This window comes from Niabella soli DSM 19437, from assembly GCF_000243115.2.
GTDB classification, from domain to species: Bacteria; Bacteroidota; Bacteroidia; order Chitinophagales; family Chitinophagaceae; genus Niabella; species Niabella soli.
The window spans coordinates 1,945,751-1,968,508 of the sequence record NZ_CP007035.1 but is presented as its reverse complement, the minus strand read 5'-3'; the positions used below and the strand labels follow the sequence as shown (position 1 = coordinate 1,968,508).

The following is a 22,758-nucleotide window of genomic DNA, read 5'->3' as shown; positions in this document are numbered from 1 at the left end:
GTTTCAGTTAGAAAAAAAGCTGCCTAGTCCGTAATATATGGCATTTGGTGTTTCTATTTTATTTTCCTTGATATAGTCAAGAGCCTGTCGTTCATCTGTCGTAAGGACCCCTTCAATATTCTGATGTTGTTGATGAATTTGCGCCCGAATATTTGATGAAATGAGTTTTATTATTTCATTAGCGATTAACATTGGTGCAAGCCAACCCCAGTCCATATATTCATCATTGTCAGATTCATATTTTTCATATTCAGTAAGAAATAAATTAGAGTTTGGCGGGAATTTTTCAAGACTCTTCGAAAGCATTCCTTTTAAAAGGGGTAAGGAGCGATTTTGATATTTATAGCTGATAGCTTGTGCCACAAGTTGAGCGAGTGACCCGTCGCACCATGGAAATACGCCAAACTCAAATCGGCGAATTGTCGCACTTGAAAACAATAATTCTATTTGTTCAGGGATGATCGCATTATTTTCAGTTAATAGCATTAAAATATTCAGCAAAGAAGAATTTGAGTCAATTGGTTTGGGAACTACTTTATTAGAATTAAAGAATAAACATGATACCATTTTATTTGCAATCGACCATTCGGTATCTAAATTTGGCGCTGAAATCAGAGAAGGGAAAGTTAATTCAATATCTGCACCAATTATGCATAAAAACTGTGTAAGTTGTGCCTGGTATTTTAGATCCTTAGTGCATTCTAACTGCTGTAGCAATTGTTTTCCCCATTTTTTAGATTTTTGAATTATTCCTGATTGAAGTTCAGACAAATCCCTGGCATATGCATCTATTAAAGAACTTTCCTTTAAGTTAAATATATCCTTAGCAGGTTTTCTTGTTGGTGAAAACCCTAATGTGTTGAGTTTGAAACTTGAAGTAAGTCGGATCAAATTTATTAGCCCGTTGACAATAACCCATTTTGATTTATCATCTTTTCGCTGAATTAATATATTTAATAACGGGTCAATTAGGTAGATTGAAATGGGCTCAATTTTATCTTGATGACTAATTTTCTCGAAAAGCTCTCTTGCTGCATTTTCAGAAGCAGTTGTTTGACTGATCTTGATCTCATCAAGTAAAATTGGCACATCCTGTGCAACGCCATATGCATGTGTTTGTGTACTCCAATCCATTTTCTAATATTTAGTGATGACCATTGAAAACTTCCGGGTCTCCAACTGGACTTCTTTTGCTATCTCCAACAATAGGACGCCCCCCCTTTCCTTTTGATCTGGTATAAACTATTGTCATTTTATGTTCGTTTGCAAATGCTTGCATTCCTTCATGGCAATGTGGGCAAGGGGGGAGAGAAGATCCTTTAGCTGAGGGAATTGATTCAATTTCAAGGAACCCGCCGGTTAAATCAATTTCTCCTCTATTGTGTCTTCCTTGTAACTCTTCCATTAGTAAATTTTCACTATCTCCCTGGCGGCCAAATCCGCTTTGCGCCATTGAGTTAGATCCAGAACCTTCGACATTATTCCAATAGGGGCTTCCACTATTGGTTTTTACTGGGGTTCCATTAAGAGATCCTATTACAGTATGCAGCCCAAAAGGATCGGTTGCAATGTTTAGGTCAAATACATATCCATATAGGCGTATCCCTCCAGATAACGTCAGAGGGTCCTGGCTCAAAAATCTCCCGCTCTCACTATCATAATACCGGAACCGGTTATAGGCCAATCCCGTATCCTCATCTACATATTGCCCCTGGTATAATTGAGGGATCAATCCTTTTATTCCTGTTTCTTTTTTAACAGCCCCATAAATATCCAGTTCCCGTTCCCATACTTTTTCGCCTGTATTGTTATAAGCATGTGTGGGGGTGCCGAGATAATCGGTTATAATACTGTATTGTTCACTATCAATGAGCTTGGCGCAAGGTACAAAACTATCGGATTCATACAACCAGGTGATCAAATTTTCAACCGGCTCTTTTTCTTCTTTTATCCCTTCTTCATCAACTGATTTTTTGGGTGGATAGGCGCCTTCATATTTCCACTCATGCAATGGAACATTCCCATCCCATACCCATCGGGTAACGGCCTCCCCCCGGCCCCCTCCTGGAGAGGGGGAGGAGATGCGTTCCCTTACAATTTTTGCGATCCTCCGGCCCAGGGGGTCGTAATAAAATTCAATTTCCCGGCCGCCGGGATTGATCACTTTTTTGAGCATGCCGTTGCCGGACCATTCATAGATCCAGCCGGTACCGCTGCGTTTAAACTCAATGCCCCATTCTTTGGCGGCGGCCGTATGCACGATTGCAGCGGCATTTTCATTTCTTTTAAACTCCTTAAAAATGATATTGCCTTCGCCGTCGTAATGATAACAGTATTTATCATCTTCCTGTAAACGGCCGCCCTTGCTGTAGTTGCGGTCGCTGCGGTCGCGGGTCTTAAACAGGTTGCCTATCTTGTCCGGCACCCGGTAAAGGGTTTCGGCAGTACCGCTTTTGCTTTCATAAGTGGCGCTGATCAGGTTGTCAAACGCATCGTAGTCAAATAAAGTACTGGTCTTGCTGAGTTCATTTACCATACGATTGAGCTTGTGGCCCATGCCCCAATCGTACCGGGTACGGCTCTGCTCTGCGTTCTGCGCGCCAATACTGCGGCGGGTTACACGGCCTAAGCGATCAAGCTCTGTTTTTACGGATACATTGCCGGTTAGTTCCCGGTGCAGTTCCAGACCGGTATTATCGCGTTGAAAAACGGCATTCCATTTGTCGTTTGAGGTTTGACGTTTAACGTTTGATGTTGCCTCCATCTTTTTTACAAGATCATTCTTGTCGTATTCCAGATGAATGTCCGCCCCCAGATTACTTTCTATCTGCAAACAGTTGCCATCAATATCATATTTCCGGGTAACCGTATAAGCGCCCTGCGTTTCTTTTATGATACGCCCGTCGCGGGTTCTGGTTAGTTCAATATGACTGTCGTTGTTAAAAGCCTCAACCAGCAAACTGTCTGCATTGTATTTATAGGCAGCCATGGTGCCATCGCTGTGCGCTTCCTGTACAATATTGCCCACACCGTCATAACTGTACTGGGTCCACCGTTCACCGGGGCGCAGCACTTTGGTTACCCGGCCATTGCCATCCCGCATATAACGGCGGTGCAGTCCGTCAAAGCCCCATTCGTTCACCACGTTGCCCGTTCCGTCTAACCCAAATTTGTATAATTCACCGCCTTCGTTAGCAATGCTTTTTAATTGCAGTTCCGTATCGTAATTGAATTGTACGCTGTGGTTGTTTTGCGTTCGTTTTCTTAAGATGCCCAGCGGACCATATTCGAATTGCACGCGATGCCGGCGGTCCTTTGCAGTCAGCAGGTTGTAGCTGGTGTCATAGTTAAAATGATGCTCGTTGCCGTCAGCTTCTTTCAGGTAAATGATATTGCCGGCATCGTCATTCCTGTATTCGATAGTATTTCCCCGCACATCGGTATAGCGGGCTACATAGCCCAGCGCATCATAACTCCAATGTTCTTCCAGCCCGTTGAAATAAGCCGTTTTAATGATGTCGTTCTGTTCGTTATAAGTAAGCGCTACGGTGCGCCCGCGATGATCTTTTATCTGTTTCAACAACGCTCCTTCGTAAACATAATGAACCGCACGGCCATCTGTTTTTCTGCGGCTGGTCAGCCGGTTTTGCCGGTCGTAAAAATAAAGTTCGGAATCATTGCCAAAACTGCTTGCATATTTCAGGTTCTGCTGGTCGTCGTACTGGTAATTATTGTTTTGCCGGTTTTCATTGGTAATGGCTGTTAGTTTCCCATAAGCGTTATAATCATATTTGGCAACGCCGCCTTCCGGATTTATGCTTAATTCCAGTTCTTTAAATTTATTCCAGATCTGCCGGGTAATGCCGCCGTTCTCATCAACTATTTTATAAATAAGGCGGCGGCCGTCGTAATGATATTCGGCGGTGTAGCCCAAACTATTTCTTGTTACGGTTACCCCTTCTTTGTATTCTGCCCAATATTCCAGTATGCCTTCATCCCCCCAGGTATGGATGCAGCGGGCATCATCGCCTTTGCCCTCATACTCCCAGTAAAAATTCATCCCGCTTTGGTTGGTCAGTTGTACCAGTAAATGCCCCTGGTAGCGGAACTGTTTTTCCGCACCCATAACATCCAATGTCTTTACCATATTGCCCGCGGCATCATAATCGTATTGGATGAAGGTGACCTCCCGGTCTTCCAGCGAGGTAAAGATCCTTATAATGCGCCCTAACTGATCAGTTGATACCTGCAATACCCGACCGCGGCTGTCGATGATCTGTTGCAATTGCCCCTTCAGGTTATAATGGAACCGGATTTGAAAGCCCGAAGTATTGGTAATAGAAGAAAGCATTTCATAACCTTCTTTATTCCTGTGCCCTTCAAAACGAAAGACCCGCTTTGCGGCGTCTGTAACAAAAAACCCTTTTTCATCCTGCTCAAAAAAGAGTTGCTCCTCGCGGTTGTAAAATACTTCACCCATATGCACTTTAGGGAATGCCGTTTCGCGTCCATCGGCCATCCGCAACGTCACATAGCCGTTGTTCATATCATAAAGCCCCATGTTATAACTATGATGCCAGTTACAACCCAGCGGGCCTTCTACTTCGGCATCGCTGTAGTAGTGCCGGGTCCATTGAAAGGGCAGGGGGCCGGGTAGTTCAAAATCGGTGTTGGTTGCAACCACACTCCCTGTAACGGTATCTACCGGCTCTCCAAAAACTTTACATTGAACGGCCTGTAATTTATCTGCCAGTTTGGAATATTTTGTGGGGATCTTATCAATGCCTTTTTGGCTGAGTTTGCCCACACCTTTTAATCCCATCTTCAGAGCCAGGGCAAACAGATCGATGGTAGGCGGGCCGCCGGCTAATATTTTGCCATTCCCGGAAAAGATACAGATCAGAATGGAGGTGGGCAGCATTAACGGGTATTTCAGCCGGGGTGTTTTATTTTTCCGCGGCAGCGAGGGGAAGCCCACCAGGTTACAGGACAGGGTAGGGTGAAACTGGGTGGAAAAAGGTCCCCCGTTGGCCAGCACGGTACTGCTCCCCATCCATAATTCTGAGGAGGAGAAGGGTTTGGCTAATGGAATCAGGTGAATTAAAAATGCGGGAAGATGATAAACAGAAGTGCCGGCATTGCAGATCCAGAAACTATTTGCCTGTACGGACGGTTTCAAAAAATTAACAATCGCGGCGGCTACCTTTCCTAAAGGCGAATCAGGGTTGGCTGGCATAGCGGATGCAATGGCCCCCATGATAAGGGCAAAGGGATCAAATACCAATCCGCAATGCGGTACCGGGAATACGGGGCAGGGGGGCATAATGGTTGGCTCAAAATCCAGCCCGATGGCCAGGTCCAGGATCTTTCCGGCAGAGACTCCCGGGAAAGAGGGCAGGATGCTGGCCATGGCTCCCTGGATATGCTGAATGCCGTTGGAGACTTCTCCAAAACCTTTTTCAAGACTGTTTACTGCATTGCTCATATTATTTATTTTAGATTAGCCAATGGGAATGGAAAACCTTCCTTTGGGTTTTACCAGGATATCATCAATGCTCATGCCTTCCAGCAGCTCCGGCCAATCTTCCCCCAGCCATTCGCTCAGAGAGGCATACAGGACTTCCATTTCGTCGGGCGCTTTCATTTTTTTCCCGAGGTGCACCGCCAGGAATGCGGCGTGCACAAAAGTGGATTGCCGTAGGGCCGCTTTATCAAGGTAACTGCCGCCCACCAATGCCAATAATGATTTTTCAAAAGCCTGCTGGTGCCGCCCGCGTATAAAGTACAGGTGCCCGCTGATCCGGTGGCCTTCCATTATAAAAAAGGCGTCGCCCCGTTTGGTGGCTTCTTCGGCTAGTTCATCATAAATAACAATGGCGGCTTCCCATTTTCTTTTGGAGGCCAGCAGCCCCCCCTTTAACATCATACAGGAACGCCATACAGGATAGCCGGCCGGATCCTCTTCATCCATCGCAGTGCGGGCCCTGGTTATCGCTTCATCAGAATAGGCTTCGCTTACTTCTGTATCTTTTATAGCGTAGTGGGCCTGTGCCGCAATAAGCAGGGAGGTTATATAAGCGGTGTTGTTGTTTGACTCTTTTGCCAGCGCGATCATTTTTTTTACCTCCCGGCCGGTTGCTGAAACGGAATGCCCGGCGGTGGTTTCCATTACCCTGCGTATTTGCTTGCGCAGCCGGTTTTCAATGCCAACGGTATCGCTGGAGCCATCCGCTTTATCCATATCGTTATTGATGGCGGCGCGCATGTCCAGTTGTGGGATCAATTCCACAATAAAAGGACGCAGGGCTGGATCGGGGATGTGAATTTTTCGTGCCGGCCCGTAATCCATCGTAGCCAGACGAATGCCCTCGGGCACTCCTTTTTTTATTTTTTCGATCAGCCAGTTTTTTCTGCCAGGCGCTTCCGGGCCGGCCGACGGGAAATAGAGCAGGAAGTTTTTAGTGGAGTGCCCTTTTAAACTGGAGCGGAAGCGCAGCATTTCTTTCAAAAGATTTTCAAACCCTGAAAGTGGCTGAATCTGCGGCTTAAAATCTTTGGGCAGGATGCCGTCCTGCTTTAGTGCGTTGTAGATATCAAAAGTGGGGTCGGGGCAGGGCGCGAACCATTCCTGGTATTCCAGCCATAATTCCCGCTCATATAATTCCCGGTCTTCGGTATAAGGCGTATCAAAGCGAAAGAAAATGTCTTCAAAAACGCCGACGGCCAGGCGCTCCGTTTCCATGAAATGGTTGATGATCTCAATGTCGGCATATTGGGCTACCCAAATGGCCAGCTTCCAGCTTTTCAGCCGGTCAACACGGGCCCATTCTTCCCTCAGTTTGTAAAACTCCTGCGCAATGGAGGTCGTAACTATATTCATAAAAGCGTTAGGCATTCAATTTAAGAAGGCTGGAGCTGGAAACGTTAACATCCCCGGCTTCCGATGACATATTTACTTTTCCACCGGTAAAATTGCTTTCACTGGCGCCATGTGCTGTAAGCGCTGCGGCCAGCAACTGCATCATCTGCACCCCGGTCATATTAACCGTTTGCGCCGTTCCGCTGAAATTGCTGGTAGCGGTGAGCCCGATATTGATGGCGTCATGGGAGATATTATTTGTGGCGGTGCTGGCGATATTGTTCGTGGCAGTAGTAGTAATGTCTTTTCCATTAATAAGTATCGTGCCATCCTGTTTTAATACAATAGAACTTTGCCCGCAGGTAAGGGAAATTTCCTGGCTGCTTTGGTGCGCCATTTTACCGGCCCCGTCCATCGTCATGCTGGTACCGTTTTTATCCTGCATCAACACACTGCCGTCCTGGTCGTTCAGGATCATTTTGTTACCGCTCCGGCTTTGCAAGGCTTTTACATCGTTACCTGCATTCCCAAAACTGTTCTTTGCCTGGCTGTGGTATACGGCACCCACTACATAGGGCTTGGTAGCGCTATCGCCCTCAAAACCTACGATCACTTCTTCCCCTACTTCGGGTATCAGGAACATACCCTTGCCGCCGCCGGCATGTGGAGTGGTAACGCGGATCCAGGGGCTTTTTTCGGCTCCGTTCATCCAATGGAACTTAACGCGGACGCGGCCCAGGCCGTTAAAATCGTTATTGTCCGTAACAATAGCGCTTTGTGTTTCGCAATTGGGTTCTCTGTATTGGGCAATCGGTGGCACTTTGATGCTGGCAGGGACGGCCGAAAATTCATTTTCATACTGCCCCTGTGCATCAACAAAATGATGGACAGCTATAACCAAATAATCGCCATAACCCTCGTTCTGGCTGCTGAAAACATTATTTCCTTTTACTTCTATTTTACTGCCTACAGCAACACCCGGGTGCCCGCTTTGCCCACTGAAATTTACCATGCGGCTGCTTTCCATCGCGCTGCGCATATTGATAATGTCATCCTGCTGTTTTTTATTGGTCAGGAACTGGTTGTTCCAGATCTTGGGTTGTGTTCCATAAACGGCCTGACCTGCTTTGTAGACCTGCTCTCCCCAGGGGTTTAAGCCGGCTTTTTGGGCCACGTTGCTGGGCTGGCTCGTGTACAGTTGGCTGTTCATATAATCCCAGGCCATCATCTGCATTTGCGTAGGCCGCGCCTGCAAGGAAATATTGAACTTGCTGAGATTGCTGCCATACGCAAGCGGGGTGCTTTTCCCATTGCCGGGCTGCCCCACAATAAGGTTCCTGCCGTCCCAAAACAACCACTCGCCGTAAGTGGAGGTCAGTCGCTGTAAAAATTGCCAGGCCGTTTCTTTATACTGAACGGTGTAAGCCAGTGTTTCGCCGTATTGGGGCTGCACTTTGGGCTCCAGCAGGTTCTGGGGAAAGAATTTCAGCACATCCTGCGCAATATTCTTCACGGCTTTTTTTTCCCAGCTTTTGCAGTGCGGCCCGCTGTCCAAAACAATAGTAGGACTGTAACCGGTAATAATTACATCTCCGTGATGCCCGGTAAAACGGGCCGTTTCAACGCCGGTGACTACCCCATTAAATAAAACGGTTCCCCCGGCGCCCACACCGGAGATCCGCGCGCCAAAAGTTGCTCCGATCATCTCTTTTGAGGAAGTGAAAATACCGCTGTTGCCATCCACTGATTGTGCGGGGCAAACAAGGGTGAACTGATGATGATCGAAAATGCTTTGATGTAAGGAGAAGGAGGTAAATTGGGCTAAAGATTTGCCATTGATACTAAATACAGGTTGCGTGAGTTGTGCCATAAAAAGTGTTTGTCGATTATGGAAAGTGTCTAACTGTTATTGAATTATAGAGGCTGTTCTGAAAATCATCCGGTTATTGTCTTATTATTTCAAAAAAGAGCAATTTTTTGGAAATAATAGAAATCATTTCATTTGTCGCAAAGTTTATACCATACTGAATTAACTGAAGATTTTAATCCACAGTTTCATCAAATGTTAATTTGGATTAATTAATGTTCAACCATCAATCAATAGCTTTAACCATTTATGGGAAAGTCAGGGGCGTGCTGCGGTAGCTTCTGTAGCCAGTTTCGCATCATCGGGTGCCTTACGAAGCGATTTGTCCAGTTCAAATAGGGATTCATCCGTGGCCCTGTCGCCGCCGGCAATTTTTAACTGATCAATTAAATCGGTAGCCAGTTTTTCTTCCTCTCTTTGTTCCCGCACAAACCATTGCATAAAATTCCAGGTAGCCCAGTCCTTTTCCTTCATAGAAAGTTCTGCAATAGCGTAAATGCCGTTGGTATTGTCAATTTCATGTTTATATACCCTGTCAAAACAATCCGTCAACGATTTTGGGTCGGCAGGCGGGGCCGCCAGGGCCTCAATCTTTGGTTTGGCGCCACGTTCCTGGATGTACTCCATAAACTTGATCATATGATTGCGCTCTTCGTTAGAGTGGCGATAGAGGAAATTGGCGATGCCGCCGTATCCCTGATCATCGGCCCACACACCCAGCGCCAGATATATTTGGGCGGCATTGCCCTCCCGGGTCATTTGCGTATTTAGCGCGGAAAACAGCGCTTTTGAAAGACGGTTTGTGTTCATAGTTTATTTTTTAGGTATTTAAAAGATGCAATATCTGTGCCGTTTGAGCAAGGCCTACTTGTTTTATATAGTTACCATTTATAGAATTTTGTAATAAATACGGCGTGCGCAAATTATATTTGATCCTTAAATTTAATTACATGATTAACAAAAACATGCTATGTATAGCTGCTGTAGCAACCGCGGCAGTAGCCGGTTGCGGTGTGGCCACGAACCATCCCGGGGAAACGCCGAAAGACAGCACCGCTTACCTGGACCGGGCCAATATGGACACTACCGTTAAGCCCGGAGATAATTTTTTTCTCTATGCGAACGGGGCCTGGCTGAAAAAGACGCCGATCCCGGGAGATAAAACCGGCTGGGGCAGTTTTTATGAACTGGCCGACAATACCAATAAATCCGTTCATACGCTCCTGGAAGATGTAGCCAGGGAAAATGCGGCAACGGGTACCCCGCAGTATAATGTGGCTTCTTTTTATAAAAGCGGAATGGATACTGTGGCTATTGATAAGGCGGGTACCAACGCTATCAAAAGTGAACTGGACGCCATAAAAGCGATCACCACTCCCCAGCAATTGCTGGACGTAGTTATCGAGAACGGCAAAAAAGGGCTGCAAACGATCCTGCCCAACTATGTAGGCCCTGATGACCGGCATGTAACCCAGAATATTGTTCAGTTTTCACAGGGCGGGCTGGGGCTTCCTTCAAAAGATTATTATACCGATAAAGATTCTTCTGCTGAAAAAAACAGGGAAGCTTACAAAGCCTACGTTGCCAAAATTTTAACATTGGGTGGGGAAGATACCGCCAATGCGCATAAAAACGCACTTGCCATTTTCGATCTGGAAAATAAGATGGCGGCAGCCTCACTGTACCCTAAAGAAATGCGCGATCCGCAAAAGATGTACAATAAGTTCAGCCTGGAAGCTTTCTCCAAACAAACTCCCAATATTAACTGGAAGGAGGTGTTTGCCAAAATGGGCATAACAGGGCAGGACAGTATGCTGGTATCCGTTCCGCAATATTATAAAGCAGTATCAGGACTGCTGACTTCCGTTCCTGTTGAGGTGTGGAAAGAATACCTTACGTATAATACGTTATCAGATATGGCGCCATACCTGGGGAAAGATTTTGAAGAAGCCCGGTTTGAATTTTACAGTAAAACCTTAACCGGTCAGAAAATTCAAAAACCCCGTTGGGAGCGGGTAATGCAGGTTATTAATGGCGCGATCGGCCAACAACTGGGTAAGCTTTACGTGGATAAATACTTTAAACCGGAAGCCAAGGCCAAGATGGTAGAGCTGGTGCAAAACCTGCAGGATGCCTTTAGCAACCGGATCAAAAACCTGGATTGGATGAGTGCGGCTACCAAGGAAAAAGCACAGGCGAAACTCAGTGCCTTTATGAAGAAAATAGCCTATCCTGATAAATGGAAAGATTATACGGGCCTGACGCTGACATCCGATAATTATGCACAAAATGTATTGAATGCGGGGGCGTTCAATTACAAATATGATCTGAATAAATTAGGGAAACCGGTGGACCGTACCGAATGGGGAATGACCCCCAATACGGTAAACGCCTATTATAACCCTGCTTTTAACGAGATCGTTTTCCCCGCCGCGATCCTGCAGTTCCCTTTCTTCGCCTTTGGGGCGGATGATGCGGTGAACTATGGCGGCATTGGCGCGGTGATTGGTCATGAAATGACCCATGGTTTCGATGATCAGGGTTCGCAGTACGCAGCCGACGGCAATTTGAAAAACTGGTGGACCCCGGAAGATGAGAAAAAATTTAAAGCAAAAACTAAAATGGTAGAAGATCAGTTTAATAAATACACCATCCTGGATTCTGTTCATGTGAACGGATCGCTGACGCTGGGTGAGAATATAGCAGACCTGGGTGGTTTGACCATTGCCTATGATGCCTTTAAGAAAACAAAAGAAGGTCAAAGCCATGAATTAATTGATGGATTTACGCCTGATCAGCGGTTTTTCATGAGCTGGGCACAGGTATGGCGGGGCAAGCGCACGCCGGAACGCGCCAAGCAACTGATAAAAATAGACCCGCACTCCCCGGATGAATGGAGAGCTAACGGACCGTTAACCAACTTTGAACCCTGGTACAAAGCTTTTAATGTGCAGCCGGGTGATAAAATGTATAAGCCTGAAAATGAAAGGGCTAAGATCTGGTAATTTCTAGGTGATTTATTAAAAAGGTTGCCGCAGTAAACCCGGGCAACCTTTTTTGTTTTCGACCATTAAGAGTTAAGGTTCATTGAGGAATAAGCTTAATAATGAGCGGGCAGCACTTTTATTAAAATGTCGCATCTCAAGTGGTTTGTGATGACACAAACCATGGCCAGCGCCTCGGTCAGTGTCATCACTGACCGAGAAGAAAAATAATTTTGATAACGGTTTATTATAATGTTTCTTAATGCCTCAATGGTGTTGGATTCAATGCTTGATTTGAATTATTAATCGTACGAAAAGTAAGATTAATTCTTGCGGTATGAATTTTTTTGGATGGCGGCAGCCGGTGCAGCCAGTGGGTTTGCGTGGTTCCCTTCATTACCAGCAAGCTTCCGTTTTCTAACAGGCATTCAATTTTTTCCTCTGATGTTTTATGTTTAAATAAAAACCGGCGTTCCGCTCCGAAGCTTAAAGAGGCGATAGCGCCGTTCTTTTTTAGTTCCCGCTCTTCGTCGCAATGCCAGGCCATCCCTTCATTTCCGTCGTGGTAAAGATTGAGCAGGCAGGAGTTGAATGTTTCACCCGTTTGTGCTTCGCATATTTTTTTTAATGCCAGTAATTCACGGGTCCAGGGTAGGGCGGTTTTAGTTGCATTGGAGTAAGTATATTCAAAGGGGATATCTCCATACCAGGCCGCTTTTCTTTTGGTAATGATCCGTTTGCCAAAGATGACCGCTTCGTCGTTGCGCCAATCGATAGTTGTCAACAGCCTTTGAAAATAGTGGTCTGCCTCCCTGGGATCAAGCAGTTTACCGTAATAATTTACGGTGCCGTCGTAAGGTAAAAGATTAAGCATGAGGTAATGTAAAATGTAGAATATTAAATAATAAATGAAAAATGAGGCATTAAAGAGTTTTATATTTTACATTTTTAATTTATTACTCATCATTTCTGCCCTTGACTGTTCCCAGCCGAATATGGCCCTTTTGCGGGAAGGTCCCCACATATAACCGCCGGTTTCACCGGTGGCCTGTATTACCCGGTGGCACGGGATCAGATACGCAACGGGGTTACTGCCGATGGCTGTTCCTACTGCACGCGAAGCCGTGGGCTGCCCGATTTGTGCCGCTAATGATCCGTAGGAAGTTACCCGGCCCATGGGGATCTTTAACAGGGCTTCCCATACTTTTAGCTGGAAGTCGGTTCCCTTCAGATGTAATTTTATTTCCTTAGGTTCTTTCCATTGGTTTTGAAAAAGGAACAAAGCATTCTGTTGCAGCAGATCCAGTTTTTGCTGAAACTGCGCTTCCGGAAATTTTTGCCGGAGGTTTTCGAACGCCTTTTTCTCCTCGTCATAGAAAGCCATATAACAAATGCCTTTTGTTGTAGCCGCTACGATCAGGTTGCCAAAAGGGCTTTCTGCAAAACTGAAATTGATATGCAGGTTTTTCCCCCCGTTCTTGTATTCGGCGGGTGTCATCCCTTCTATAGTGGTAAAAAGATCATGAAGGCGGCTGGTGCCCGAAAGTCCTGTATCATAAGCTGCATCTGCAACAGACGCGTTATTGTTTTTAAGCAGCCCCTTTGCGTGTTCCACGCTTATGTATTGTAAAAATTTTTTAGGACTGGTGCCGGCCCACTCAGAAAAGAGGCGTTGAAAATGAAAGGAACTGGTATGCACGGCCTTTGCTATTTCCTCCAAACCGGGCTGTTCTTTAAAATTCCGGTGAATGTATTCGATTGCTGCAGCTATTTTATTAAAATTGATCTGTGCCTGTGTGTTCATTGTCTTACGTTTTATAACACAAAGATGGAGACAATTTGTGGCGGATACAATACGAATCTTGCTAAAGGCTGACAAGTTTAAAAGTTTACAAGTTGATAAGGGAAAGCCCCTGTAAACCTGTCAACAAAAACGAATCTATAAAAATAAATACTAAGAGCCGGTTAATGGAGATTGGGGTGCGCCGGAATTGATAAAAACAAAAAGAGTGTTTGTAGAAACACTCCCGGGTTGTTTTTGATAGGCTATAAATTATGATGCGAAGATTGCAAAAAAAAACGATTGAAAAAATTAACATGGGTTAGAGAATGGGCCGGGCAAAAAAGAGAAATCCTACTTAAATCCCAATTGTTCTATTTTATTGCCGATCGATACCTGTTTCTTTTCCTGCTCCAGCAGTTTAAAATCCTGTTTCAATACTTTTTTTAGTGAGCTGCCCTGCTGTAGTAAATAAATTGCGTCACAGGTATCCCGAAAGGTTGAAAGCTATGCGGGGAGATCAACAGCGTTTTACCCATAGGATGTCGATCCGGGGATGAAAGCGGCGGTACCTGTTATCCAGCCCCATAACGGTGATAGTCTTAAATCTTTGATGTGCCGGTTCATCAATCGAAGCCGGGCCGGAAAGAAGCATAGATCATTATGCGCTCAGCAAAGGGAAATAACGTTCTTCAATAATCCTGAAGTGATGGATCTGATGTCCAACTATTGTAAAGCCAACAGATAATACGGATAGTTCTGTATTGAACGTATGTCCTGTTGATAATAATTGACCGTCTGTGAGATTCTTGTAAAAAGCCAGCGTGCCCTGCCGCACAGCAACAAGCTCTTCCAGCAGTGATTCCAGGGACCGGTCGTTGGCGCCGGAGTTTTCTGTAAAGAGGTTTTCGTCAAAGCCCGGCAGTACGGTGGCATCTTTTCTTGCAAACCGAAGGGCCCGGTAAAGAAACACGCGCTCGCAATCGGCAATGTGCAGCAATATTTCTTTAATCGTCCATTTCCCAGGTTCATAAACCCTGTCGCCCAGCGCATTGATTTTGTCTTTATCCAGTTGGTATACGTCCAGTATGCTTTTCTGAATAGCGGGAACAATGTCCAGGTCATCCGGTACCTGGTTGATATACCGGTCAAAATAAGCCGGCATGGGATTGATTGCTGATTTATTCATTTTGTTTGGATTGAAAGCTTCAATACTAACGCAAATATAGTTTAAGTGACACTTTTAGATTCCTTATTTATTATTTCTTATTTTACATTTGTGATTCTTGTCTATGTCTAATTCCTATTTCCGGTTTAAAGAGTTTGTAGTTCACCAGGAGCATTGTGCCATGAAGGTGACAACCGATGCCTGTCTTTTTGGCGCCTGGGTGGCTGCGCGGATGAAAAAGGGAACGGTGCTGGATATTGGCGCGGGTACGGGTTTGCTAAGCCTGATGCTGGCGCAGGCTGGGTGTGACGCAATTGACGCTATTGAAATACAGGAGCCCGACTATCGTCAGGCGGTCGAAAATGTGAAGGGTAGCAAATGGGAACATCAGATCCGGCTGATCAATGCTGATGTGCGCGTGCATCCTTTTAACCTGATGTATAATGTTATTGTAAGCAACCCTCCCTTTTATGAATCGGACCTGAAGGGGAACGTCAGTGGCAAAAATATTGCACATCATGATGAAGGGCTGTTATTGCCCGATTTGCTCGGCCTTATAAAAAAACAACTCAGCCTGGCGGGTAGTTTTTATCTTTTATTTCCCGCAAAGCGCGCAGCAGCATTGTTGCAGGAAATAGCGCAAACGGGCTACTGCATCCATTCGCTTTGTTATGTAAAACAAACGGAAAAGCATCACCCGTTTCGCATTATGATAGAAGCGGGGGCCTCGAAAAAAGAAGTACAAAAACAAGAAATTATCATTCGCGAAAGGGGTAACTATTCCGGTGCATTCATTGAATTGCTGCGACCGTATTATCTGCATCTTTAAATTAATATAAGGCTATTGCTCAATGCTACAAATCCTCCAGAGGCGGACACCGTTCCGTCGTTCTGCGTTGCAGCATGATTTAAGGATACAACGAAAATGATTCCCACAGATCAGCGACCAAAGATCTCCCGCATTCCGATTTATCGGAAGCAGACTTTCGCAGAAAAATGAAGTGTAATCCGCGCCGCGCCGATGGCTCCCGATTTATCGGGATGCGTAATCTGCGGGCCAATAAAATTAGTTTGAACGGTTATGTTGTACAGAATACACGAATGTGCGCCAACGGCACATTTGCATTCGTGTTTTATTTTAAAAAAGCACCAGATGATTCATTCGTGAATTAGTGGCAACTTTTAGATTTATTGGCGAACTTCCGGAAGCTTGTCCGCCAACGCTTTCAGGCCGGGCAACTGCAAATCGATAAGTGTATGCGGTAATGTTTCCGGCTGATTGGTAGTAGTAAGATAAATAGTGCGCATGCCGGCGTTTTTACCAAACCGCATATCCGACAGATTATTACCCACCATAATGGACCGGCGGAGATCAATATCCGGGAAATCTTTTATGGCCTGCAAAGCCATGCCCGGATTGGGCTTGCGGAAAAAATCTTTTGCATCAACAGCAGTAGCGTAATAGATCGCCGGGATATGGCCGCCGGCATTTTTAACCGTACTGCTTAAAAGGTCATGAATGCTGTGGAGCGCTTTTTCATCCATCAGCCCCCGGCCGATGCCGCGCTGGTTGGTTACAATAATTACATGTTTGAAATAGCGTGCAAATTTATTGATGGCTTCAGGTACCCCATCATAAAATTCAAATTCACCGGTATGCAGCACATAGTTGCCGGGGCGTTCTTCATTGATCACACCGTCCCGGTCAAGGAAAAGCGTCCATTCTTTATTCAGGCCGGCAAGATCAAATGGGGATGAGGAAAAATCAGTTTGAGCCCGTGCATAATCTTCGGGGATGCCGATATCAATAAAATAGCCATTCATGGGAATGCCTGCAAATGTACCTTCCCCAACGTACCGCTCCAGGAAATCTTTTTCAAATGAAAATTTCAACGGAAATTGTTTCTGATAAAACTTTGTTTTATTGATCAGGTAAACACCTGCATTGATGAGCCCGGTTTCATAAAACTGTTTTTCCCTGAAGCTTTCCACCTGGTGCGCCTCATTAATAGTGACCACTCCATACCGGTCGAATTGCTCCATCGGCTTTAAAGCAAGCGTGCAAGCAGCATCGAGTTGGTTATGCACCGACAGGAGTTGCGGTACGTCGAATGAGAAAAAGCTATCGCCGTTTACCACAAAAATGGTTGAACCGGTTGCTTTTTCAAGTGCCAGCCGGATCGCCCCCCCGGTGCCCAGCGGTTCTTCTTCGATACAACATTCGTATTGCAAGGCAGCAAATTCTTTTTCAAGCCAGGATTCGATATACTCGTGTTTGTAGCCCAGACTGAAAACAAAACGCTGTATGCCGTTCTTCCGCAGGTGGTTGATCACGTAATATAAAAAGGGCTTTCCTGCCACAGGAGCCATACATTTGGGCAGATCGGGAACTGCCTCACGCAGGCGCGTACCCAACCCACCTGCCAATACGATCACTTCCTGTGCATTTTCCCAATTCCCTTCCAGACGTTTTTGAAGCATGAGCGCGTTTGACGTTTATCGTTTGACGTTTGACGTCAAGCTTAATTAACCGAAATATTGTTCTTCTACCAACTGGCAGATGCTATGGCCCAGCAACATATGACATTCCTGTATGCGGGGCGTATCCCCTGAGGGAATATTGACCAGATAGTCGCTGGTTGTTTTTAAAATGCCGCCCGTTGCTCCGGTAAAACCAACGGTAACCAGGCCTTTGGACTGAGCCATTTCAAAGGCTTTTACAATATTGGCGGAATTGCCGGAAGTGCTCAGTCCCATCAATACATCCCCCTTTTTACCAATGCCCTCGATGATGCGGGAATAAATAACGTCAAAACTGTAATCATTTGCTACTGCCGTGAGGTAAGAAGTGTTGCAATGCAATGCTTCTGCGGGCAGGGCTTTACGGTCTTTATAAAACCGGCCGCTGAATTCTGCTGCCAGGTGTTGCGCATCAGCAGCGCTGCCGCCGTTGCCACAGAAGTAAACGCTGTTGCCGTTTCTGAAAGCGTCAACAATAACAGCTACTACCTGTTCAACCGTTTGCAGCAAGGCGTCATTATTGAATACTTGTTTTTTTACGTCAATGGATGCTTGTACTAAAGATTTTATCTGATCCGTCATCTGAACACTTTTATAATTTATACGCTCCAGGTTTTTAACCCGTGTTTTACAAACTGATAATTGCGGTGGGTGCCGCCAAATTGTTCCAGGCTTTCCCGGACTTTATATTTTGTAGTGCCGGGGCAATAAAAGATCATAAAACCGCCGCCGCCGGCCCCGCTTATTTTTCCACCCGAAGCTCCATTTTTTTTTGCCGTGTCATAGATCGCGTCTATCAATTCGTTATTGATGCCCGATGCCATACGGCGTTTCTGTTCAAAACCTATATCCAATATCCTGCCGATTTCATCCAGTTGGCCTTTTAACAGGGCTTCCTTCATCAGGAGCGCCTGCTGTTTTAACTGGTGCATGGCTTCAATCGACTGGCTTTTCTTTTCTGTTACATTCTTACTCTGCTCCACAATGATCTTTGCAGATTCCCTGCTGGTAGAAGTGTAATAGAGCAGGAGGTCATTCTCCAGCTCATCGAGGTAACGCTGACGGATGCGCAATGGATTTACGATCACCTTGTCATTTGCATAAAACTCCATGTAATTGACCCCCCCAAAAGTAGCAGCATACTGATCCTGCCGGCCACCCGCCAGTTGCAGGTCGCTGCGCTCGATGCCATATGCATAATGCGCAATATCATATTCGCCTAAAGGCAATTGCAGCATTTCTACAAAAGCGCCAACAATGGCCACCACCAGCGTGGAAGAGGTGCCCAGGCCGGAGCCTGCCGGCGCATCTACATAAGTGGTCAGTTTGAAGCCTTCGTTTTTGAAGGGATAATCTTTTTGTATCCGGTTATAAACGCCTTTTAGCAAGTCCAGGTGATGGTTCAGCGGCAGGGATTCGCTCCAGTCGTGCGTTTCAGCTTCGCTCCGGTCCATCGCTTCCAGCGTTATTTTACCATCATTGGTTTGTTCAATAGTAGCGCTTGCATTTAAAGAAATAGTGGCGTTTAAAATAGCGCCGCCAAATTCATCGCAATAAGGGCTAACATCCGTGCCGCCGCCCGCCAAACCGATGCGCAAGGGCGCTTTACTTCTGTGGATCATTATTGTGTATTTTATCGGCCAGGTCCGTAATGGCAGTTACCAGGCGGTCCCAACTGTATTTTTGTTTTTCTGTTCGAAGATGGGGAATGAAATGATCAGCCCCCAATTGGAAAAATTCTTTAATTGCGGTTGCAATGGCCGCCGGCTCCGGTTCCGCCACCAGGCCGCTTTTGCCATGGGGTACTAAAGAGGGGAGGCCCCCCACATTCGTAACCACCATCGGCTTTTCAAAATAATACGCCAGCGGTGTAACGCCGCTCTGGGTGGCATTTTTATAGGGTTGCACCAGCAGATCGGCCGCGCATAAATAATAACGCACTTCACTGTCCGGAATAAAATCCGTTTTTAAGATCACCTGGTCGCGGATGTTCAGTTGGCCGATCAATTCCTGGTACGCTGTAGCATCTTCATAAAATTCACCGGCGATCAACAATTTAATTTCTAATTTCTGATCGCTGCCGTCTGCCGTTTCACGCTCTATGCGTTCCGCGTTATGCGTTATGCGTTGTGCATCCTGCATTAGGTCAGAAAATGCTTTTAGTAATAGGTCCAGTCCTTTATATTTTCGGATGAAACCAAAAAATAAAATGATCTTTTCCTCCGTTGGCAGGTTCAAATGCTCACGTGCCACTTCTTTTGATACCGGCGTTCCAAAAGTATCATAAAGCGGATGGTGCACCAGCACCGCGGGCTTGCTCGTGAAAATCCGCAGATCGGTCAGTACCTTTTCGCTCATTGTAATAAAAGCATCACAGGCTTTTATGAAATAGCGGGTAAAAGGCTTGTCGCCGGGTCTTTTTTCGTGCGGGAGTATATTGTCTGCAATGCAAATGATCTTTGTTTTTTTGTTTTTGCGGACAAGACGGAGAATGGTGCCCAATGCGGGTCCCATAAAAGGCAACCAGTAACGAACTACTACAATATCCGGAGCTTCTTTTGCAAGGGTATTGCCGGTTCTGATCCAGTTAAGTGGGTTAACCGAATTGATCTTTGTGTGAATGAGAATATTTTCTGGCGCCGGTTCATCCGTGAACTGCGATTTGCCAGGAAAGAGGAACGAAGGGTATTGCAGGGCAAACGACCAGATAGCACAGGTATGCCCCATTTCCTGGAAGGCTTTCGCCAGCCGGTGATCAAATGTTGCCAGTCCTCCGCGAAGGGGGTGTGCCGGTCCTATAATACTGATTTTTGCCATGCTTAGCCGCAAAGATAAGCGCGGCGTTAGTTTATCCCCCTTTTTTCTTCAACCAGATACGCATTGCGTCCGGGGGCATTACGCGAAATGAGTTCCCCTACAAAACCCGCCATAAAAAGCTGTACCCCAATGATCACAGCCGTTAATGCGATGTAAAAACCCGGACGGTTGGTGAGGGAGAAATCCGGATGGATGATCTTTGAAACCACCAGGTATAACGACGTTATAAATCCGATCAAAAAAAAGATCATACCCCATACGCCAAAAAAGTGCATCGGGCGTTTGGAGAACTTTCCCACAAAAGTGATGGATAAAAGATCCAGGAAGCCTTTGATAAAGCGATCCCAGCCAAATTTACTTACCCCGTATTTGCGTTTGCGGTGCTCTACTACTTTTTCGCCCACTTTTTTAAACCCGGCCCATTTGGCCAGTACCGGTATATAGCGGTGCATTTCGCCATATACTTCAATGCTTTTGATCACTTTCCTGTTGTACGATTTTAACCCGCAGTTCATATCGTGCAGTTGAATGCCACTCATGCGGCGGGTAGCCGCGTTATAGATCTTGGAAGGGATATTTTTGGTAAGCGTATTATCGTAACGTTTCTTTTTCCAGCCACTTACCAGGTCGTATTTATCTTCAATGATCATACGGTACAGCTCGGGAATTTCATCCGGACTGTCCTGCAGATCGGCATCCATCGTGATCACCACGTTGCCCTGTGCCGCCCGGAAGGCTTCGTAGAGCGCAGCCGATTTTCCATAATTGCGCTGAAATTTAATGCCTTTGATGCTGTCATTTTTTTCACGCAAATCGCAGATCACCTGCCAGGAACTATCGGTGCTTCCATCGTCTACAAAAATGATCTCATAACTGTACTGGTGTTCCTGCATTACCTTTTCGATCCATTCGGTCAACTCGGGTAACGACTCTTCTTCGTTCAACAGGGGTATGACTACAGAAATATCCATTTTTAATTTTTCCGCGACAAAGATAAGGTTCCGGCCGCGACAGTGGTAACCACCACTCCAATTAATAAATATTGGAAGACGGTTTGAGATATCATAATAGGTACGTAAAACTTCCGCGTGGTTTGTGCTTCCTGTTCAATTTCAGTCGGCGTGCGGTCTTTGGCGGTCTTTAGCCGTTCCTGTTTCGCTATTTCGATGTCTTTATCGATCGTTGCTTTATTAAACTGAAAAAAAGCAAAAGTATAAACAGCCATGATCAGGGTCACAATGACGAAGCAACGAAACCCTTGTCCGAACAGCTCTTTAAATACCAGTGTATTTTTGCGCGCACCAGTGATTGCCCATACAATGCCTGCGCCGTACAGGAGAAATACCAGGTATTGTAATCCTGAGTTATTCGATACTTTCAATTGGAGCAATAATAATCCCAATGCTACCATCAGTACCCCGGTGATCAATCCTTTTCTTGTTGCGTTCAGTATCATGTGTTATTGCTGAAATGTAAGATTCGTCTGGTTCTTGTGAATAATTCCCAACGGCTTCCCGGTTAACGGTTTTCCAATGAATGCAGAATTTTTGCTTTGCGAAAGGATCGCGTCCGCATTCAATTGCCATTTTTCGCCCGGATTAAACACTGTCAGGGATGCCGGAGCTCCTTCTACTATTGCAGCCGCCGGCAGTCCTAATATTTTCCGGGGATTAACGGACAACACCTCCACCCAGCGTTCCTGCGGCACTTCGGGCAATACCGTATTTAAAATGGCATAGGCGGTTTGTAAACCGATCATCCCGTTCCTGGCATATTCAAATTCCACTACTTTATGATCGGCGTCATAGGGAATGTGATGGGTGGCGATGCAATCCACCGAACCGTCTGTAACGCCCTTGCGAAGCGCTTTTTGATCGGCAACCGTGCGCAGGGGCGGGTTTAATTTTAAATTGGTATCATAGCTTACCAGATCCTCTTCCGTAAAAAATAAATGCGCAGGCGTTACCGAAACGGTAACTGCTGTTTTCTTTTGTTTGGCTGCTGTCACCAGTTTTAAAGCGGCGGCCGTGGTGATGCCCGTAAGATGCAGGCGGGATACCGCATATTCGGCCAGTTTTATATCGCGCGCCACCAATAATTCCTCGGCAATAGCGGGTTTGGCCTGTAATCCCAGCCGGGTGGCCGTAATGCCTTCGTTGGCCAAACCATGGGGCTGCATATCCTTATTGTCCGGCACCTGGATCAAAACCCCGTTAAAGGGTTTGATGTACAGCAGGGCCTTTACCATAATATCAGCGGACTGGATGGCATTTTTTCCATCCGTAAACGCGGCCGCGCCAGACTGCCGCATGTCGTAGATCTCCGCCAGTTCCTTCCCGTCGGTATTTTTAGTAACCGCGCCCAGGGGATGGATCGTTACCGGCAAACCGGCAGCTTTTGCCAGGATATATTCTACTACGGATTTTTGATCGAGCGCCGGTTTCGTATTCGGCACAATACAAACATCGGTGAAACCGCCGGCTGCGGCGGCTTTGGCGCCGGAGGCCAATGTCTCCCTGTATTCATAGCCCGGATCGGCAAAATCAGCGAAAAGATCCACCCAGCCCGGGCTCACGTGCAATCCCCGACCGCTCACTACTTTGGCATTTTTGTACGTAATGTGCTTGCTGATGGATTGAATAACTCCGTTTACAATAAGGATGTCTGCCGTACGCCCGTTGAATGGCGAGTTGGGGTCGATGATCTTGGATTGCTTAATGAGGATATTCATTAAGGCGCAAAGATAATGGCAATTTTAATACT

The 22,758-nt window shown here is 46.0% G+C and carries 17 protein-coding genes; 2 read left to right on the top strand and 15 right to left on the bottom strand.

Going from position 1 to position 22,758, the window contains the following annotated elements; genetic code table 11:
- Positions 1-3: 3 nt before the first annotated feature.
- From NIASO_RS08380 to NIASO_RS08360, 5 genes are all read right to left on the bottom strand, one after another.
- Positions 4-1,134 carry a hypothetical protein gene (locus NIASO_RS08380; RefSeq protein WP_008584414.1) on the bottom strand — a complete coding sequence of 377 codons (1,131 nt, stop codon included), beginning with the start codon at positions 1,132-1,134 and terminating at the stop codon, positions 4-6.
- A 10-nt stretch (positions 1,135-1,144) separates the two neighbouring features.
- Positions 1,145-5,485 (bottom strand): DUF6531 domain-containing protein, encoded by a 4,341-nt coding sequence (locus NIASO_RS08375; protein WP_008584416.1) that lies wholly within the window; start codon positions 5,483-5,485, stop codon positions 1,145-1,147.
- A gap of 15 nt (positions 5,486-5,500) precedes the next feature.
- On the bottom strand, positions 5,501-6,880 hold the full coding sequence (locus NIASO_RS08370; protein WP_025298809.1) for a hypothetical protein: 1,380 nt from the start codon (positions 6,878-6,880) through the stop codon (positions 5,501-5,503).
- 7 nt (positions 6,881-6,887) lie between these two features.
- Positions 6,888-8,729, bottom strand: a complete 1,842-nt coding sequence (locus tag NIASO_RS08365; protein ID WP_008584419.1) for a type VI secretion system Vgr family protein — start codon at positions 8,727-8,729, stop codon at positions 6,888-6,890.
- A gap of 255 nt (positions 8,730-8,984) precedes the next feature.
- Complete coding sequence (locus NIASO_RS08360) at positions 8,985-9,536, bottom strand: ferritin (protein ID WP_008584420.1); 552 nt, start codon at positions 9,534-9,536, stop codon at positions 8,985-8,987.
- A gap of 140 nt (positions 9,537-9,676) precedes the next feature.
- On the opposite strand from NIASO_RS08360, the gene NIASO_RS08355 reads away from it, so the two are divergent.
- On the top strand, positions 9,677-11,731 hold the full coding sequence (locus NIASO_RS08355) for a M13 family metallopeptidase (protein WP_008584422.1): 2,055 nt from the start codon (positions 9,677-9,679) through the stop codon (positions 11,729-11,731).
- A 238-nt stretch (positions 11,732-11,969) separates the two neighbouring features.
- Here the strand turns inward: NIASO_RS08355 and NIASO_RS08350 are convergent, their stop codons facing one another.
- From NIASO_RS08350 to NIASO_RS08340, 3 genes are all read right to left on the bottom strand, one after another.
- Positions 11,970-12,584, bottom strand: coding sequence for an alpha-ketoglutarate-dependent dioxygenase AlkB family protein (locus NIASO_RS08350; protein WP_008584423.1), 615 nt, complete (start codon positions 12,582-12,584; stop codon positions 11,970-11,972).
- A gap of 66 nt (positions 12,585-12,650) precedes the next feature.
- Positions 12,651-13,514 (bottom strand): bifunctional helix-turn-helix domain-containing protein/methylated-DNA--[protein]-cysteine S-methyltransferase, encoded by an 864-nt coding sequence (locus NIASO_RS08345; protein ID WP_008584425.1) that lies wholly within the window; start codon positions 13,512-13,514, stop codon positions 12,651-12,653.
- A 637-nt stretch (positions 13,515-14,151) separates the two neighbouring features.
- The gene (locus NIASO_RS08340) at positions 14,152-14,679 is read right to left on the bottom strand and encodes a DinB family protein (RefSeq protein WP_025298808.1); all 528 of its coding nucleotides are present in this window, start codon (positions 14,677-14,679) and stop codon (positions 14,152-14,154) included.
- A 103-nt stretch (positions 14,680-14,782) separates the two neighbouring features.
- Here NIASO_RS08340 and NIASO_RS08335 point away from each other — a divergent pair, with 103 nt between their 5' ends.
- Complete coding sequence (locus NIASO_RS08335) at positions 14,783-15,487, top strand: tRNA1(Val) (adenine(37)-N6)-methyltransferase (RefSeq protein ID WP_008584429.1); 705 nt, start codon at positions 14,783-14,785, stop codon at positions 15,485-15,487.
- Positions 15,488-15,846: 359 nt separating this feature from the next.
- Here NIASO_RS08335 and NIASO_RS19655 read toward each other — a convergent pair whose 3' ends face one another.
- From NIASO_RS19655 to NIASO_RS08300, 7 genes are read right to left on the bottom strand one after another with little or no spacing between them, the layout of a single operon-like run.
- On the bottom strand, positions 15,847-17,139 hold the full coding sequence (locus NIASO_RS19655) for an HAD-IIIA family hydrolase (RefSeq protein WP_008584431.1): 1,293 nt from the start codon (positions 17,137-17,139) through the stop codon (positions 15,847-15,849).
- A 45-nt stretch (positions 17,140-17,184) separates the two neighbouring features.
- Positions 17,185-17,760 carry a D-sedoheptulose-7-phosphate isomerase gene (locus NIASO_RS08325; protein WP_008584433.1) on the bottom strand — a complete coding sequence of 192 codons (576 nt, stop codon included), beginning with the start codon at positions 17,758-17,760 and terminating at the stop codon, positions 17,185-17,187.
- 17 nt (positions 17,761-17,777) lie between these two features.
- On the bottom strand, positions 17,778-18,800 hold the full coding sequence (locus NIASO_RS08320; protein WP_008584435.1) for a GHMP family kinase ATP-binding protein: 1,023 nt from the start codon (positions 18,798-18,800) through the stop codon (positions 17,778-17,780).
- Positions 18,784-19,995 (bottom strand): glycosyltransferase, encoded by a 1,212-nt coding sequence (locus NIASO_RS08315; RefSeq protein ID WP_008584437.1) that lies wholly within the window; start codon positions 19,993-19,995, stop codon positions 18,784-18,786. The genes NIASO_RS08320 and NIASO_RS08315 overlap by 17 nt, the downstream gene beginning before the upstream one ends.
- Positions 19,996-20,021: 26 nt before the next feature.
- Positions 20,022-20,966 (bottom strand): glycosyltransferase family 2 protein, encoded by a 945-nt coding sequence (locus NIASO_RS08310; protein WP_008584438.1) that lies wholly within the window; start codon positions 20,964-20,966, stop codon positions 20,022-20,024.
- A gap of 2 nt (positions 20,967-20,968) precedes the next feature.
- A complete protein-coding gene (locus NIASO_RS08305) occupies positions 20,969-21,451 on the bottom strand; it encodes a DUF4199 domain-containing protein (protein WP_008584439.1) in 483 nt (160 codons plus the stop codon).
- Between the two features lie 3 nt (positions 21,452-21,454).
- Positions 21,455-22,726, bottom strand: a complete 1,272-nt coding sequence (locus NIASO_RS08300) for a dihydroorotase (protein WP_008584441.1) — start codon at positions 22,724-22,726, stop codon at positions 21,455-21,457.
- Positions 22,727-22,758 lie beyond the last annotated feature (32 nt).

Coding starts and splice junctions, on each gene's coding strand:
- NIASO_RS08380 (WP_008584414.1), bottom strand. CDS start 1,134: ATGGATTGGAGTACACAAACACATGCATATGGCGTTGCACAGGATGTG.
- NIASO_RS08375 (WP_008584416.1), bottom strand. CDS start 5,485: ATGAGCAATGCAGTAAACAGTCTTGAAAAAGGTTTTGGAGAAGTCTCC.
- NIASO_RS08370 (WP_025298809.1), bottom strand. CDS start 6,880: ATGAATATAGTTACGACCTCCATTGCGCAGGAGTTTTACAAACTGAGG.
- NIASO_RS08365 (WP_008584419.1), bottom strand. CDS start 8,729: ATGGCACAACTCACGCAACCTGTATTTAGTATCAATGGCAAATCTTTA.
- NIASO_RS08360 (WP_008584420.1), bottom strand. CDS start 9,536: ATGAACACAAACCGTCTTTCAAAAGCGCTGTTTTCCGCGCTAAATACG.
- NIASO_RS08355 (WP_008584422.1), top strand. CDS start 9,677: ATGATTAACAAAAACATGCTATGTATAGCTGCTGTAGCAACCGCGGCA.
- NIASO_RS08350 (WP_008584423.1), bottom strand. CDS start 12,584: ATGCTTAATCTTTTACCTTACGACGGCACCGTAAATTATTACGGTAAA.
- NIASO_RS08345 (WP_008584425.1), bottom strand. CDS start 13,514: ATGAACACACAGGCACAGATCAATTTTAATAAAATAGCTGCAGCAATC.
- NIASO_RS08340 (WP_025298808.1), bottom strand. CDS start 14,679: ATGAATAAATCAGCAATCAATCCCATGCCGGCTTATTTTGACCGGTAT.
- NIASO_RS08335 (WP_008584429.1), top strand. CDS start 14,783: ATGTCTAATTCCTATTTCCGGTTTAAAGAGTTTGTAGTTCACCAGGAG.
- NIASO_RS19655 (WP_008584431.1), bottom strand. CDS start 17,139: ATGCTTCAAAAACGTCTGGAAGGGAATTGGGAAAATGCACAGGAAGTG.
- NIASO_RS08325 (WP_008584433.1), bottom strand. CDS start 17,760: ATGACGGATCAGATAAAATCTTTAGTACAAGCATCCATTGACGTAAAA.
- NIASO_RS08320 (WP_008584435.1), bottom strand. CDS start 18,800: ATGATCCACAGAAGTAAAGCGCCCTTGCGCATCGGTTTGGCGGGCGGC.
- NIASO_RS08315 (WP_008584437.1), bottom strand. CDS start 19,995: ATGGCAAAAATCAGTATTATAGGACCGGCACACCCCCTTCGCGGAGGA.
- NIASO_RS08310 (WP_008584438.1), bottom strand. CDS start 20,966: ATGGATATTTCTGTAGTCATACCCCTGTTGAACGAAGAAGAGTCGTTA.
- NIASO_RS08305 (WP_008584439.1), bottom strand. CDS start 21,451: ATGATACTGAACGCAACAAGAAAAGGATTGATCACCGGGGTACTGATG.
- NIASO_RS08300 (WP_008584441.1), bottom strand. CDS start 22,726: ATGAATATCCTCATTAAGCAATCCAAGATCATCGACCCCAACTCGCCA.